Source organism: Caloramator mitchellensis, assembly GCF_001440545.1.
Classification (GTDB): Bacteria; Bacillota; Clostridia; order Clostridiales; family Caloramatoraceae; genus Caloramator; species Caloramator mitchellensis.
In genome coordinates this window covers 108,344-124,624 of record NZ_LKHP01000003.1, presented here as the reverse complement: position 1 = coordinate 124,624, position 16,281 = coordinate 108,344, and the positions used below count along the sequence as shown (strand labels likewise).

Annotated in this window: 14 protein-coding genes; 4 read left to right on the top strand and 10 right to left on the bottom strand. The window is 36.7% G+C overall.

Annotation, left to right across the window (positions count from 1 at the left end; translation table 11 throughout):
- Positions 1 to 7: 7 nt before the first annotated feature.
- A complete protein-coding gene (locus ABG79_RS03685; RefSeq protein ID WP_057977260.1) occupies positions 8 to 1,489 on the bottom strand; it encodes a TIGR02677 family protein in 1,482 nt (493 codons plus the stop codon).
- Positions 1,490 to 1,978: 489 nt separating this feature from the next.
- Here ABG79_RS03685 and ABG79_RS03680 point away from each other — a divergent pair, with 489 nt between their 5' ends.
- Positions 1,979 to 3,445 (top strand): aminotransferase class I/II-fold pyridoxal phosphate-dependent enzyme, encoded by a 1,467-nt coding sequence (locus tag ABG79_RS03680; RefSeq protein ID WP_057977258.1) that lies wholly within the window; start codon positions 1,979 to 1,981, stop codon positions 3,443 to 3,445.
- Positions 3,446 to 3,463: 18 nt separating this feature from the next.
- On the opposite strand, the gene ABG79_RS03675 is transcribed toward ABG79_RS03680, so the two are convergent.
- The 9 genes from ABG79_RS03675 to ABG79_RS03635 form a co-directional block, all read right to left on the bottom strand.
- On the bottom strand, positions 3,464 to 4,288 hold the full coding sequence (locus tag ABG79_RS03675) for a hypothetical protein (RefSeq protein ID WP_057977256.1): 825 nt from the start codon (positions 4,286 to 4,288) through the stop codon (positions 3,464 to 3,466).
- Between the two features lie 139 nt (positions 4,289 to 4,427).
- Positions 4,428 to 5,081 carry an MgtC/SapB family protein gene (locus tag ABG79_RS03670; protein ID WP_057977254.1) on the bottom strand — a complete coding sequence of 218 codons (654 nt, stop codon included), beginning with the start codon at positions 5,079 to 5,081 and terminating at the stop codon, positions 4,428 to 4,430.
- A 305-nt stretch (positions 5,082 to 5,386) separates the two neighbouring features.
- Positions 5,387 to 6,301 (bottom strand): transposase, encoded by a 915-nt coding sequence (locus tag ABG79_RS03665; protein ID WP_057977252.1) that lies wholly within the window; start codon positions 6,299 to 6,301, stop codon positions 5,387 to 5,389.
- 374 nt (positions 6,302 to 6,675) lie between these two features.
- Positions 6,676 to 8,388 carry an NADH-dependent [FeFe] hydrogenase, group A6 gene (locus tag ABG79_RS03660; protein WP_242859303.1) on the bottom strand — a complete coding sequence of 571 codons (1,713 nt, stop codon included), beginning with the start codon at positions 8,386 to 8,388 and terminating at the stop codon, positions 6,676 to 6,678.
- Complete coding sequence (locus tag ABG79_RS03655) at positions 8,381 to 9,676, bottom strand: complex I 51 kDa subunit family protein (RefSeq protein WP_057977250.1); 1,296 nt, start codon at positions 9,674 to 9,676, stop codon at positions 8,381 to 8,383. Before ABG79_RS03655 ends, ABG79_RS03660 begins: the two co-directional genes overlap by 8 nt.
- A 22-nt stretch (positions 9,677 to 9,698) precedes the next feature.
- Positions 9,699 to 10,181 carry an NADH-quinone oxidoreductase subunit NuoE family protein gene (locus ABG79_RS03650; RefSeq protein WP_057977248.1) on the bottom strand — a complete coding sequence of 161 codons (483 nt, stop codon included), beginning with the start codon at positions 10,179 to 10,181 and terminating at the stop codon, positions 9,699 to 9,701.
- A gap of 386 nt (positions 10,182 to 10,567) precedes the next feature.
- On the bottom strand, positions 10,568 to 11,143 hold the full coding sequence (locus tag ABG79_RS03645) for an indolepyruvate oxidoreductase subunit beta (RefSeq protein WP_057977246.1): 576 nt from the start codon (positions 11,141 to 11,143) through the stop codon (positions 10,568 to 10,570).
- 1 nt (position 11,144) lies between these two features.
- Positions 11,145 to 12,905, bottom strand: a complete 1,761-nt coding sequence (gene iorA / locus ABG79_RS03640; RefSeq protein WP_057977244.1) for an indolepyruvate ferredoxin oxidoreductase subunit alpha — start codon at positions 12,903 to 12,905, stop codon at positions 11,145 to 11,147.
- Between the two features lie 12 nt (positions 12,906 to 12,917).
- On the bottom strand, positions 12,918 to 13,823 hold the full coding sequence (locus ABG79_RS03635; RefSeq protein ID WP_057977242.1) for a phosphate butyryltransferase: 906 nt from the start codon (positions 13,821 to 13,823) through the stop codon (positions 12,918 to 12,920).
- 132 nt (positions 13,824 to 13,955) lie between these two features.
- Between ABG79_RS03635 and ABG79_RS03630 the strand changes: the two genes are divergently transcribed.
- The 3 genes from ABG79_RS03630 to ABG79_RS03620 all read left to right on the top strand — a co-directional run bounded on the left by ABG79_RS03630 (position 13,956) and on the right by ABG79_RS03620 (position 15,658).
- On the top strand, positions 13,956 to 14,774 hold the full coding sequence (locus tag ABG79_RS03630) for an aminotransferase class IV (protein ID WP_057977240.1): 819 nt from the start codon (positions 13,956 to 13,958) through the stop codon (positions 14,772 to 14,774).
- Between the two features lie 203 nt (positions 14,775 to 14,977).
- On the top strand, positions 14,978 to 15,214 hold the full coding sequence (locus ABG79_RS03625; RefSeq protein ID WP_057977239.1) for a YkoF family thiamine/hydroxymethylpyrimidine-binding protein: 237 nt from the start codon (positions 14,978 to 14,980) through the stop codon (positions 15,212 to 15,214).
- Between the two features lie 249 nt (positions 15,215 to 15,463).
- On the top strand, positions 15,464 to 15,658 hold the full coding sequence (locus ABG79_RS03620; protein ID WP_057977236.1) for a hypothetical protein: 195 nt from the start codon (positions 15,464 to 15,466) through the stop codon (positions 15,656 to 15,658).
- Positions 15,659 to 16,281: the final 623 nt, after the last annotated feature.

The following is a 16,281-nucleotide window of genomic DNA, read 5'->3' as shown; positions in this document are numbered from 1 at the left end:
GTCTCCTTTAATCCTCAAATAGAATGACATAGGGTGGCATTGTAAATGTTCCATCTTCACAATTAACTGTGCATAGATGATTTTTATTTTGTGGTTCAAGTATTCTGTATTTTCTGCCGGTTTCGGTTTTTGATATTTTTTCATTGGAATTTATACCCTTTGATAGCCAGCGCAGAAGTATTCCTCTGACGTGAGGGGAAATTGTTGGGAGGTTAGCAAATTCTATTTTGCCATCGGCTATATAGCTGTTGATTATTTTTTGTTCTTCTTCGCGTATTTTCATTATCTTTTCAAGCATAATTATTTTTCTCTGGCTATTGTTTTTTATTGGGGATTTTAGTGATTTTTCTTTGTAGTTTTTGATTCTTGGTTTAAGGGTTATTATGCTTGGTTCTTCGTCGTATATGCTGGAGTTAATGCTCTCGGTTTTTCTTGGTGTGGTTATTTTTATGTGCTTTGTGTTAAAAATTCCAAAGCATAGGGATGATAGTTTGTGGGCTTCGTTTATATCCTTGCATTCTAAAAACATCTTGGCAAGTTTTTTGTATTCTTCTTTGCGGTTAGCAGCGCTGTTTCTGCTCTCTGAAATTTGCGATGCGTAACGCGTTATTTTTCTTATTATGTCGTTTGTTGTATCGAAAAGCTTTGCAGCCTCGCTTTCGTGGTTTTCGTAGTCGAGGAACCAGTTTTTTAGATTCTGCCATTTGCCGTATACATTGTCTTTGATTTGCTCTGAGCTAGTATCAAATTCAAACCTTGGGATTGAACTTTCGTATTGTATTATCTTGTCAAGCACCATTTTTTCAGTAGTTGAGTCGATTGATTGCAGGATTGATTCTATGGCAATGGCGTTTTGCTGCAGGCCCTTTATAAAGTCCCTGAGGTAGTCGATGAACTTATCTTTGTAGATTAGAAATTCGCGCGTCTTCATCATTTCTTCAGCACGCAGGGTGTTGAAGGTGTTTATGTAGTCAGTTGAGTTTTGAGTGAGCCTTTTAAAATAGTTGTTTAAATCCTGCCACCATGCGTCTGCTGACTTTTCGTCTTGATTTATCATTGTTTTGAATTTTTGAAGCTCTATTTTTATTTTTTCGAGTAGCGATGGCTCAAGCGATGCGGTTTCTACGTGAAGATTTTCTAATGTTATAGTTAGTCTCTCTATTTCGACGGAATACTGGGAAATCTGGTATCTGAATTGCTTGTTTTTATACTCCTCCAGCGTTGAAACCTTGGATGTGTCCTGTATGGGTATTAGATTTTTCCATTGAACAAGTGTGTCAAGGTCCTGTTTTAGCTGCTCCATTGTGTAGTTTGAAAATTCGCTGTGGTTTGTGAGCTCCTCATAGATTTCTTCTTTATATATCCACTGCTTCATCTTTTGATATTGCAGGTAAAAATAACGCATAATCGCCCTGTATCTTGAGGCATTCTCGGCCGTTAAATATCTAACTTCATCAATCTGCTTTAGCAGCTTATTCGTAATCTCCACCTAATTCACCACTTTCAAGTTTTTGTATTAAGTATTGACATTATTTTTGATGTTTAGTCGCTTTCAATGAATATATTAGCAGAGATTTTGGGATTTGTATATGGGGACGGTTCATTTGCTATTTAAATTTTTTGCTGGTGACGGTGCTTGGGGTGTTATGGGGACGGTTATGGGGACGGTTCATTTGCTATTTTAATATTAAACTTAAATTGCAAATGAACTGTCCCTAACTATTTCCCAATGCCTAAATTTAAACCAAAGTTAAATTTCACATGAACCGTCCCTCAAATTCCTTCATTTCCGATGCTTTTGAAAAGTAATATATCAAATGAACTGTCCCCGATCATCCCCGATCACAACTCAATTGTATAAGTATAAATTTTTTGTCAAAAATATAATATAAATTTAACATAAACTCATTGCAATTATTAATCTATTGTTCTATAATTATATTCGTTTTAAATTGATAGAAAGAAGGTGCATAAAGAGTTGTATAAGATGGATCAAAATCAAACACCAATTTTTGACGCTTTAATGGAATATCACAAGAGAGATACTATTCCCTTCCATGTTCCCGGACACAAAAGGGGCGACGGAATGGACAATAAATTTAAGGATTTTGTCGGTTCTAACATTTTATCAATTGATGTTACTGTTTTTAAGTTGGTTGATAGTCTGCACCATCCAACGGGTCCAATAAAAAGGGCTATGGAGCTTGCAGCTGATGCTTACGGTTCTGATATGGCATTTGTTTCAATCCATGGAACATCTGGTGCTATTCAGGCTATGATTATGAGCGTTGTTCAAGAGGGAGAAAAGATTATAGTTCCAAGAAACGTTCATAAGTCAGTTACGGCTGGAATTATTTTAAGTGGTGCAAGGCCTGTGTTTATGCAGCCGGAGATTGATAAAAATATAGGCATTGCGCATGGTGTAACACCTGAAACTGTTGAGAAGACAATTAAGATGCACCCAGATGCTAAGGCTGTATTGATAATCAATCCTACTTACTATGGGGTTGCAACTGACATTAAAAAGATTGCCGACATCGTCCATTCTTATGATAAGATTTTGATTGTTGATGAGGCACATGGTCCTCATTTGGGGTTCAATGATAAGTTGCCAATATCTGCTATGAATGCTGGGGCCGATATCTGCGCTCAAAGCACTCATAAGATTATTGGTTCAATGACTCAAAGTTCATTCTTACAAGTTAGGTCTGGAAGGGTTGATATACATAGAGTTCAGCAGGTTATGAATCTTCTGCAAACAACTAGTCCATCTTATCCTTTAATGGCTTCTTTGGATGTTGCAAGAATGCAGATTGCAACTAAAGGAAAGGAACTTTTAGATAGAGCCATTGAACTTGCTAATTATGCTAGAGAAGAAATAAATAAGATTCCTGGATTATATTGTTTTGGAAACGAAATATTGGGACAGCCGGGTGTGTATTCGCTTGATCCTACAAAGATAACTGTTACTGTTAAGGGACTTGGACTTACTGGATATGAAGTCGATCAAATACTTGCCGATGAATATCATATACAGATGGAACTTTCAGATTTATATAATATTCTTGCGGTTGGTTCGTTTGGCGATACGAAGGAAAAAATGGATGCATTTATAAAGGCTTTAAGAGAGATAAGCGAAAGGTTCTATGGAACAAAACCTGCAAAGGTTGAGGTTTTAGATATACCAGCTGTCCCAGAGCAGAGAATTACACCAAGACAAGCATTTAATGCCAAGAAGTGGGCAGTGCCACTTAAGGACAGTATTGGTAAGGTTTCTGGTGAATTTTTGCTAGCTTATCCTCCAGGGATTCCAATTGTTTGCCCAGGCGAAGTTATTAATCAAGAGATTGTTGATTATGTGCAGGCATTAAAGGATGCAAATCTCTATGTTCAAGGAACTGAAGACCCAGAAGTTAATATGATTAAAGTTGTTGATATGGAATAAGGCTGCAAATTCGCAGCCTTAATTTCGTATTAGATTAAGTTTGTTTTGAATATTTTGGTTATCTTGTGATTTAAGGAATTCTATGTATTTAGACTCGCTCATATTTAATATTCTATCGTAAATTTTGAGAATATTTATCAGTTTGTCTAATGTCATTTCCAGCCTTGTGAGACGTGGGGATAGTCCGTTTATTTTGTTCTTTATGCTTTTCTTTTTCTTTGAAGTTATTTGTTTTAGTGTATCGAAGTAGGCTCGCCCTTTGTTTATTTCGTTTATTCTATTCAGGTTCACAAGCAGCATTTTTCTATATATTGGTAGAATATCATTTAATAATTTTGAACTCATTATCAAGTTTTGTTCTGCAAGTTTTGAAGCTTGATTCACAAATTCCATAATGGCTAGATTGTTTTGCTTTTTTATTTCGGGAAGTTTTTCAAGAATGCTTATGATTATGTCTACCCCATTTATCCCTTCGTCTTTAAATGATTTTAGAAGTTCTATTGAATCGTTATAATTTATAATTTCCTTTTTAATCTCCCTATCAAGAGTAATTGCCTTGCCAAGCCTTTTTAAACTATCTTCGTCAAATAAAAGTTCAAGATAGTAACCAAGTGTCATGACTTCCTTCTGTATTCTTTTATCGTTAACTACTTCTCCTTCATTGGTTAAGATTAAATAGCCTGTTATTTCTTTGTTGAAAAATCCAGCATCGTTGAACTCGATTATTCTATATAATTCCCCTTCAAACTCAATTGGTAGGGACATTTTTGCCGATTCTTTTGAGTTTCTGAAGTTTATGATTGAATTTTTGTATTTGCCTAGCTCTGATGTGTATATTTTCATGGTATGCCTCCTCTTGTGTGGGTTTTGGTTTGGGTTGGTTTGGGTTGGTTTGGGGACGGTTCATTTGGTATTTAATTTTTGCTTCAATTTCCAATGTTGAGGGACGGTTCATGCGCAAATTGAATTTAATTATCAATTTTTAAATGATTTTAATCTCTTTAATTTCTGTTATTTTCATTAGCATTTCAAAAATCTCCTGTGAAGTTGATTCATTTGATGCCTTCAAATTCAAATAAATTATTGCCTCCTCATCTTCACCACCAGAAATTTCAACTCCTACGATGTTAATGCCTTTTTCACCAAGTTTTTTACCTATACTCCCCATGACACCTGGGATGTTTCGAACAACAACCTGTAAATTATAGTATTTATACTCCTTGGAAATTTTTTGTTCAAGAAATTTAAAGCCTTTTAATGCAATAAATACAAAAATAGTCGCAATTGTGGCTTCTATAGTAAACCCAGAACCTATCGCAAGGCCAATACACGCAACAGTCCAAAGGCTTGCAGCAGTTGTTAGTCCTTTAACATTTACGCCTTCTTTTAGTATTGTTCCGGCACCAAGGAAGCCAATACCGCTTATTACCTGGGCTCCAAGACGCATTGGGTCAATGGCTGTCGGGCCATAAAGATTTGTATAATTAAATGAAATAATTTGAACTAGTGCTGAGCCAATGCAAACAAGTATATGGGTTCTTAAACCAGCAGGTCTGTTTTTATGCTCTCTTTCGTATCCGACTAATCCACCAAGTAGCATTGCAACGGATAACCTTAATATGGTCTGAGTTATCATTTGATCACCTCGCTAAAAAAGAGCTAATGTGAGTTTGGGATGGTTTTTAATTGGGGCGGTTCATTTGCAAGTTAATTATATTTTTCAAATTAGAAATGAACCGTCCCTAAGAATTCTCCCAATATTCACCCATAATTCACCGCATCATCGTTTCTAAAGCGTTAAAATCCCTTTTTTTACCCCGTCATCAAATTCTAATAGCTTTAATTTATGCATTTAATAATGATATTATACTACTTGTCCAATCTTTATAGAAGTATCTCAATAAAATTTTTGGAATTTCAAAAAAATTTAGAATTAAAGAATTATGCACATTTATAGTGTTCTTGAATGAATTTATTAATAATGCCTTGATAATCATCTTTAATAAGCTTTAATGCGAGTTTACACAACGTCGAAATGCGCGATTGCGTAATATTGCCCATATAATTGCATATTTCCTTCTGACTCATATTGCAGAAGCTGCTTAAAAACAACACACACAAAGCCTTGAAGTGCGTTGCCCTTCTGTTATATTTCAAATTTATTACTGTAGCTGCCGTTTGTAATTCTTCTGCTAAAAATTCCTTCACCTCCTCTGGTGATTTATCTCTCTCTAAGATTCTTCTTTCGCTTCTATACTCTGTCTTTTCTCCAACGAATTCTACCTCAAGCTTAATCGACTCGTCTGAACAATTATTCAAAAATTCCAAATAGTTTTCTCGCGAGGTCTGAGAATTATTGCCAAACATGGACATTATAAAATCTTCTTCTAATATTTCAAATCTGTCTTTTTCAAGTCCTAAATAAGCTCTTAAGCTTGAAAATCTATATTCTTTGATGTTGTTCTTTGCATATGGCAAATCTTCGACATTTCTGTGAATATAGCCGCTCAATGTTAAAATATATTCATCCCTGTCAACTATTTTACTTTTAAATCTGTCTTGGAAAAGATGACCATGTCTATTGTGAATTTTGTTAAAATTCTGGGCATAGGATTGATTTATTCCGTGCATAATCCTTGAAATATCAGCTCCGTTTGCGTCGATTATAAAATGGGCATGATTATCCATTAGGCAATAAGCATAAACTTTAAAGTTATATTTATCCTGGTAATTCTTAACTGTCTGAAGGTAGCGAACCTTGTCTTCATCGTTTTTGAACAGGTCTACTTCGCTTATGCTCCTCACCATGATGTGATAAATGGATTCATAGCTCTTTTCTCGAGCAGTTCTTGGCATAAATATCACACTCCTCCAATTATTATAATCATCTGATATTTTTGCCATAATAACAAGATTTTATTCTATTTTTTGTTCATGTGGTTCATGTGGGACGGTTCATTTGATAATTAACTTAAATTTTTATAATTGAAATGAACCGTCCCTATCTACGGCTTCCTTATACGGCTTCCTTTAAATTCCATCTCACGATATACACACTTACCATTGGCTAGTGGTTCCCACTACCAAGCCCACAGCGGACTTTCACTGCCAAGCTGTCGCCCATACCGGCACACTAAAAAACGGTTCATGATTTAAATTGTTCATGAACCGTCCCTAATCACTCTATCAGTTTTCAATGTAAATTTTAAATATCAAATGAACCGTCCCCATCATCCCCTTGCGCGGTAATGCGTGTGCAGCAGATGATGCGACCTCTCCCCAAGGGGTTTTTCCAAAAATTCGTCGTAAAGCTGCTTTATCACTGGGTTTTTATGCGATTGCCTAATAGGCATATTTGCGTCAACCTCATAAATAGACTTTATTCTCTCATTTCGCACCCTGTTCACCGTTCCAATAGGTTGTCCTCCACCTCCTATACAACCGCCAGGGCAGCACATAACCTCAATAAAATGATACTCTCTCTCGCCGCTTTTTATCTTATCAACCAAATGCCTTGCATTGCTAAGGCTATTAGCAACAGCTATTTTCACCTCCAACCCATCTATATTTATAACCGCTTCCTTTATTCCATCCAACCCTCTTACGTCCTCAAAATCCAGCTTCCCAAGTTCCCTCTGCGTCACAACTTCATAAACCGTTCTTAGCGCAGCCTCCATAACTCCACCTGACGCTCCAAAAATAACCCCCGCACCAGATGTTATCCCAAAAGGTGCATCAAACTCACTTTCCACAATCTTCTTTAAATCAATCCCTGATTCCCTTATCATCCTTGCAAGCTCCCTTGTTGTCAAAACAACGTCCACATCCCTAAATCCGCTGGAATTCATCTCTTCCCTTGCAGATTCATACTTCTTTGCAGTGCATGGCATTACTGATACTACAAATATTTTATCAGGCGATATACCCATTTTTTGTGCATAATAGGTCTTTGCAAGCGCTCCAAACATTTGCTGCGGTGATTTGCATGTTGATAAATTCGCCATAAATTCAGGATAAAACGTCTCAACAAAATTTACCCATCCTGGGCTGCACGACGTAAACATAGGGAACGGGCCGCCATTTTTTAATCTTTGCAAAAATTCATTTCCTTCTTCGATAATCGTTAAATCAGCTGTAAAATCTGTATCAAACACTCTATCAAATCCAAGCATCCTCAGCGCAGTTACCATCTGCCCCGTTACTATGCTGCCAGGCTCCATTCCAAATTCTTCACCTAACGATACCCTAACTGCAGGGGCTGTTTGAACAACAACGTGCATTTCTGGGTCACCAAGTGCCTTCCATACCTTCTCTATTTCCGATTTCTCATAAATAGCACCAACCGGACATGCTAATGAACATTGTCCACAATAAACACAAACCGTTTCATTTAGCGGTAACTCAAACAATGTGGCTATCCTATATTCGTCTGATCTATGAGAATATGAAATAGCCCCAACTGATTGAATGCTTTGGCATACTTCAACACAACGTCCGCATTTAATGCATTTGCTCAAATCCTTTACTATAGATGGGCTTGACTCATCTTTAGGCAGAATTTGATAAGTTCTTTCAAAAGGCAATTCCTCTATAAAAAACTCTGCTGCATATTTTTGCAATTCACACTTTTGATTCCTTATACACTTTAAGCAATCCATAGGATGGCTGGCAAGTATCAATTCCAGCACGGTTTTCCTTGCATCCCTTGCCGCTCTTGTGTTTGTAAACACCTCCATGCCCTCAAAAACTTTAGTTGAACACGCTGTAAGAAGCCCTTTTGCCCCTTTTACCTCAACAAGGCAAATTCTGCAATTGGCCTTTACCGATTGGTCCTCATGATAGCAAAGCGTTGGAATCTCGACTCCTATCATCTTTGCCGCCTGTAAAATCGTTGTTCCTTCTTCAACGCTGACTGGTATATTATTTATACTAAGATTAATCATTTTCAACACCTCCAAAGTTGCAAACATTCGCCCTGCACTTTTTATTTATATGTTCCACAAACTCATCCTCAAAATATTTTATTAAGCTAAGATGAGCTGTTGGCGCCGTTTCACCAAGTCCGCAGAAGGCTGCGTTTTTCATTATATAACCGACTTTCTTTATTATTTGCAAATCATTTTCAGTTGCATTGCCGTTTGCAAATTTGTTAACCAATGCAAGTAATTGCTTATTCCCTTCTCTGCATGGGGTGCATTTACCGCATGATTCATGGTAGAAAAACTCTGTAACGCACTTTAAAAAATCAACTGCACAATTCGAATCATCCACCACCAATATTGCACCTGAACCTAATGTCAGCCCTTTGCTTTTTAATTCTTTATAACAAAGTTTAGTATCAAGCATTTCTTCGGGAATACATGGGCCTGATGAACCACCAAGTTGGACAAACTTAAGTTTTCTTCCATCAGGAATCCCACCGCCTATATCGTATATAAGTTCCCTTAAAGTAATTCCAAATGGAACCTCAAATACTCCCTTGTTCACTAAATTTCCCGATAAGCAAACAAGTTTAGTTCCGCCGCTAAATTCCGTTCCATAGGATGCAAATTTTTCTCCACCTTCTTTTAGAATATATGGGACATATGCGAAAGTTTCAACATTATTTACAAGAGTGGGCATACCCATGTAACCATGATTTTTTATAAAAGGAGGCTTCATCCTTGGTCTGCCAGAATTACCCTCGGTTGATTCAACTAGCGCAGAGTTTTCTCCGCATACGTATGCGCCTGCGCCTGATATAATTTCTATATCAAAGCTAAATTTTGTCCCAAGTATATCGCTGCCTAAAAAACCTCGCTCCTTAGCTGCTTTTATGGCCCTTGCAACAATTTTTTGTGACTCAGGATATTCACCTCTAATGTAAATAAATCCCTTTGGTGAATTAAGAATATATGCAGCAATGGTCATTCCTTCAATTAGCATCAAAGGAAGATGGTCCAATATTACTTTATCCTTAAAAGTTCCAGGCTCGCCTTCATCTGCATTGCATATTATATATTTGGGGTTCTTTTGAATTTGATAAGCTTGTTCCCATTTTACACCTGTTGGATAAGCTGCCCCACCTCTTCCTTGAAGTTTTGATTTTTTTATTTCTTCAATTGATTCTATAGGACTTTTGCCCATTGCAATCTTAAGCGCCTCAAACCCTCCGACAGAAACATATTCTTCTATGGAATCAGGTTTTATCTTTCCTGCATATTCGGTAATTAAATTTAATGTTTTCGTCATTAGTTTCCCTCCGTTTCAATAATTAAATTGAATTGTTTCTGTAATCCATAACTATCTGTTGAATTTTTTCTTTATTGAGATTTCCATAGACTTTTTCGCCTATTTTTATGGCTGGGGCAACATCACATGCTCCAATGCAGCTTGTATATTGAAGCGTAAACAAATTATCTGGTGTCGTCTCACCCATTTTAATATTTAAAATTTCTTCAAATTCCTTCACAACATCTTTAGACTTATTTACATGGCAAGGTGCGCTTTTGCAAATTTCTATAACATATTTGCCCCTTGGCTTGATTGAAAACATCGAGTAGAAGGTAATAACGTCATATACCTTTGTGTATGGTATTTTAAGCTCCTCAGCAATTAATTTAGCCCATTCCATATCGATGTAGTTTCTGTCCGTAAGCTTCTGAACCTCTAGAAGAATCATAACAAGCTTTTCTTTTTCCCTTTGATACTTCTCAATAATTCCCATGATTTTTTCTTTGATTTCTTGATTAACCATACTGACACCTCCTGTTTTTTTAGACATTTTGGGGACAGTTCATTCACAAATTAAACTTTTTGATTTACCAATTTTGTAATTTTAGACTTTGAAAACTTCACTTTAAATTCTCGCTTGTTAAAAAAATAATTTTTTATCGCATGCTAAAAGGCTCTGATTTCTGAACTGCTTGGCCAAGTTAATAATTTAAATGAACCGTCCCCATTAATAATTTTCGAATTATCGTTAATTTTTTATCTTAATTTTTAAATTATTTTAAATATTCTGTAAATTATATCCATAAATATAGGGACAATTCAAATAGCAAATGAACTGTCCCCAATCTCATGTCAATCATAAATCAAAAATTTATATTAGAAATGAACCGTCCCCAAGCTTTCCCATGCTTATTTGCTGAGTTTCATGCCTTCCTTTAATGCGTTGATGTTCAATTCATGCATCTTTGCGGGAAGGTTTTCTTTAATAACAGCCTCCCAGTCGAGGTTTTCAACTCCGAGTGCTTTTATAAGTGCGCCAAGCAGAACGATGTTTTGTGCCTTAATGTTGCCAAGGTTTTCTGCCACTTGAGCAGCGTTAAATACAACCACATTTTCGACTGTTTTCTTGAGCTTTTCAATTATATTATCTGGGTAAGTTTCTTGCCCAACCAAAACGGATTGCGGATATATTTCATAGTCGTTAACGACCAAAGTGCCACCCTTTTTAAGATATTTTATCCATCTTGCAGCTTCCAGCTTTTCAAAAGACACTATTACATCCGCTTCTCCATCTCCTATAAGCGGTGAATATACCTTTTCGCCAAATCTTACCTGCGTAGTTACGCTGCCGCCTCTTTGAGCCATGCCATGAACTTCGCTCATCTTAACATCATATCCGTATTTTACAAGCCCCTCGGTCAATATTTTTGATGCAAGTATTATTCCCTGTCCTCCAACACCTACGAATAATAAGCTCTTTATCATGTTACTCACCTACCTTTTCCATTGCGTCAAATTTACATACCTGCATACATACGGTGCATTGGTTGCACATGTCCTTATCTATTGTAATCATACCGTTTCTATTTGATATTGCAGGGCAGCCAACTCTCAAACAAGCCTTGCACTTTTTACACTTATCCTGATTTATCTTCACGTATTTGCCTGCTCTTTTCTTCATAACATCCTTCAATAGAGCGCATGGCTGCTTTGTTATAATTACAAAAGGTTCGGTTGCATTGTATGCATCCTTAACCGCCTTTTCTGTTTCATCAAGCTTGTAAGGGTCTACCACTCTGATGTTTTCTTCCTTTATTCCAACAGCTTTAACAATTCCCAATATATCTATAACAGGCGCTATATCTCCCTTAAGTGTTTTACCTGTTCCTGGGTTTTCCTGATGCCCAGTCATTCCAGTTATGCTATTATCGAGTATAACCGAAACAATTGGGCTGTTATTATAAACAGCATCCACAAGCCCGGTTATTCCTGAATGGAAGAATGTTGAATCGCCAACAAATCCAAATATCTTATTCTTTCTTCCGCCCATCATAGCCGCTTTCTCAAATCCTATCGCAGCTGAAATTCCTGCTCCCATGTCGATAACTGTGTCGGTAACATTAAGAGGCGGCATCATCCCAAGAGTATAGCAGCCAATATCTCCTGTTGCAATTATATCCTTGTGTTTGCTTACGGCATAGAATATTCCTCTATGAGGACAACCAGGACACAATACAGGTGGTCTATTTGGAACGTTTATCTCAACATTATATAATTCCTTTTCGCCTGTCCCTAAAAGCGCTTTTCTTATTATGTCTGGGTTCAATTCGCCACAAATAGGAATCAATTCTTTACCTGTGCACTCTATACCCATCGCCTTAACGAATGTTTCGATATATGGCTCGTTTTCTTCTATTATATAAAGCTTGTCTACCATGCTTGCAAATTCTTTTATTAATTTATCAGGAAGCGGGAATGTGAATCCAAGTTTTAAGTATGACGCATTTTCTCCAAATACTTCCTTTGCATATTGGTATGAAACGCCGCTTGTTATAATACCAATCTTTGTATCTCCCATTTCGATTCTATTAAGCGGAGTATTGTTTGAATATTCCTGTAGTTTTTTTAATCTTTCTTCTACTTCAACGTGCTTAACTCTTGCATGTCCAGGAATCATAACGTATTTTTTTATGTCCTTTTTATATTCCTTAACCCCAACCTCAACTCTATCTCCAAGTTCCACGATAGATTTTGAATGAGCGATTCTTGTTGTAATTCTGAATAAAACGAGCGTATCGAACTGCTCGCTAATTTCATATGCTATTTTAATATAATCTTTGCACTCCTGGCTGTCGGATGGCTCAATCATAGCAACCTTTGCATGCTGTGCATATAGTCTGTTGTCCTGCTCATTTTGCGAGCTGTGCATTCCTGGGTCATCAGCAGATACTACAACAAATCCTCCGTTAACCCCTTCGTAGGCCATAGTAAACAGCGGGTCTGCTGCAACATTAAGTCCAACGTGCTTCATCGCAGTCAATGCCCTTGCCCCTGCAATCGATGCTCCTGCCGCAACTTCAAATGCCACCTTTTCATTTGGCGACCATTCTGCGTAGATTCCATCGTAAAGTGCTACATTTTCAAGTATTTCTGTGCTTGGTGTCCCTGGATATGCCGCCGCAACTGTGCAGCCGGCTTCAAAGACGCCTCTTGCAATGGCTTCGTTGCCCGTCATAATTTTTTTCATCTTGACTCCTCCTCAATTAGAATTAGCAATTAAACTTCCAAGTGCTATTGAATAAAGCTTTGATTCGTGCGTGTCTGCCCTTGAAACAAGAACAATAGGGCATTTTGCTCCAACGATTATTCCTGCTGATTTTGCCTTTGCAAAATATGTCAAGCTCTTACCGAGCATATTTCCAGATTCGATGTTTGGAACAAGAAGTATGTCAGCTTCACCTGCAACTGGGCTTTTTATACCCTTGTGAGCTGCTGCTTCCTTTGAAATTGCGTTGTCAAGAGCAAGCGGCCCATCTATTACGCAATCTTTAATTTGTCCTCTTTGGTTCATCTTTGAAAGTATTGAAGCATCTATTGTAGCCTGCATGTCAGGATTTACAACTTCAACAGCACAAAGAGGTGCAACATGGATTGGGTTTATGTTAAGAGCTTTTGCAACCTTAACAGCGTTTTGCACTATTTGAACCTTTTGAGTTATATCAGGATAGGTTACCATCCCGCCGTCGGTTAAAAGAATTAGCTTGTGGTAGGTTTCAACGCTATAAACCATAACATGGCTTAAGAGGTTGCTTGTCCTAAGACCAATTTCCTTATCAAGCACAGCTTTTAAAAGGTCAGCCGTTCCTATAAGCCCCTTCATCAAAAAGTCTGCAATACCCTGGGATACTAATGATACTGCAACCCTTGCGCTTTCTTTTAAATCTTTAACGTCTATTATTTCATAGTTGTTCAAATCTATATTATTTTCGCCGGCTATTTTTTTGATGTCTTCAGCGTCTCCAACTAAAACTGCATCTATAAGTCCAAGGCTTCGAGCGTTTTCCACTGCAAGTAAAACTTCAATATCGTTTGCAGCTGCAACTGAAAGCTTCATTTTTTTACGACCTTTAACCGCTTCTAATAATTCGTCAAAATTCTTAATCATAATCACGCCTCCCTTCACTACAATTATATTCTATCAAACATTTTTAATTTTCGCAAAATTTTTATTTGTTAAATTATTAAAATATTATACTTTTTAATTAAAATGCTATAAAATATATTTGAGGTGATTTAAATGGGAGAAGCAATTTTGAATTATTTTATGCATAATGGGAAAATTTATGAAACTTTGTTATTCAATGAGATTTATAAAGAGGTGAATCCTGCTATATATGAGGTTATTAGGATAATGAATGGAAAGCCTCTTTTTTTTGAGGAGCATTTTGATAGGCTGAGAAATTCAGCGTGGCACTTAAACAGGGATTTGGATATTAATTTAGAGGATTCAAGAGAAAAAATATATAATTTGGTGACGATAAATGAAGTGATGAATAATAATATAAAAATTGTTATAAACAATCTTGATGATCCTAATGTTTATTTGTATTTTATAAAATCGGAATATCCGACCGATGAGATGTATAGATTGGGTGTTAGGACTATTTTATATGAAGCAGAGAGGAAAAATCCCCATGCAAAGGTGATTTATAAGGATATGCGTGAAGAAATTAATATGAAGCTGAAGGAAACTGGCTGTTATGAGGCGCTATTGATGAAAAAAAATGGTGAGATAACCGAGGGCAGCAGGTCGAACTTGTTTTTTATTAAGGGAAATAAGGTTTTTACTGCGCCGACGAGGGATGTTTTGGTGGGCATAACTAGGCTTAAGATAATGCAATTGTGCAGGGAAAAGGATATTGAAGTTGTTGAAATGCCAATTTATGTTGATTCGCTGGAATATTTTGATGCTGCATTTTTAACCGGGACATCTCCGAAGGTTTTACCAATTAGCCATATTGGGGATTTGAAATTTGATGTAGAATGCGGATTGTTAAGGGAGATTATGAAGCTTTATGATGAGAAGATAGATAAATATATGGGGACGGTTCATTAAATTTATGAAAAATGCTTGTTCTATTTTTTAAGTTTGGGGACAGTTCATTTGTTTTATGAACGTGGACAGGCATTTCGAGTTTGAGGGACAGTTCATTTGATTTATGAATATAGACAAGCAATTCTAATATTTCAAATGAACTGTCCCCCATTATAGAATAAATGATGCCTTCAAAGCAAAAACTAATTTTGGAGGTGCATTTTATGATTTGTGCTGAAGTAACTGTTTATCCGTTAAAGCACAACAATCCTGAAAGCGTTATTAACAACTCAATTAGAGTCTTACAAAATGAAAATGTAGATTATAAAGTTGGCTCAATTTCTACACATCTGCATGGACGAGAAGAGGATGTTTGGAGAGGATTAAAGGAAATGTTTGACACAGCTCAAGAAGCTGGAGAAGTTAACATGGTTGTAACGATTTCAAATGCTGCTGATTGATATTGTTATCCGGGAATTAATTTTTTTCCCGGATTTTTTTGTGAATATTGCTCTTCCATTAGGGGGACAGTTCATTTGTTATATAAAAAAGATTGTGGTAATTATAAAGATAAAATTAAGGGACAGTTCATTTGTTTTATGAATATAGACAAGCAATTTTGATATTTCAAATGAACTGTCCCCAAACTATTGTGCAAGAATTTAAATAAATGCTATAATTACTATAATCAATCTGAAAGAGGTGGGGTTATGAGGAAAACTAATGTAACATTGTATATTGTGGCGGCTGTTTGTTGGTTAGGCGCTGCAGCGTTTGTTATAAAAGCAAACAATATCAAAATGGGCATTTTATATTTGGTTTTAGCAGCAATGAACTTTGTATTAGCTTATGTTTCAAACAAAAAGCTTGGAGCTTCAGAAAACAAAACGAAGCTTAGAAAATGAAAATTTTAGAATTTGATTTGTTAGTTGTTATTTATTCCATTTATTTTCACGAATATGAAGCTATAAACGGGTTACAATATATAGTGTAAAGGGGACGTAGCAGTTGAGCTAAGACTTATATATGATCCGAAAGGGTCGTATATGGGTCGACCAAAGGTTGCATGTGGGTCCTGGCAGGCTCACATGCAGCCGGAGGGCAGATTCTGCATGGTAGGGAAAAGCTTTATTGCAGTCGAACTTAATTTGATTGTAATAGGGTTCCAACCTATCATGCAGGGTCGAGCAAAGATTATCCAGGGTGTCGTAGGCTTAATATGGCTTAGGTTCTAGCAATCTACTAGTGCTAGTGCTTGCATGCAGCCGAGAGGTTGCATGCAGGTGCGTAGATATCCTGGATGGTCGAACAAACCATCATTATAGGTGGTGAACTGCTCTATCATGGTCGGAAGATCATGGTTGGGTAATAAGCTATCTATAGTGGTGCAAGATAGATTGCTACGTGCCCTTTATTATTTTTTGCTTGAAAAGGTTTATGGGGACAGTTCATTTAAAATATTTCTTTGGACAAGAATTTTTAAATTTATTAATGAACTGTCCCTAAAATTTTATTTATTGCCCCCTCA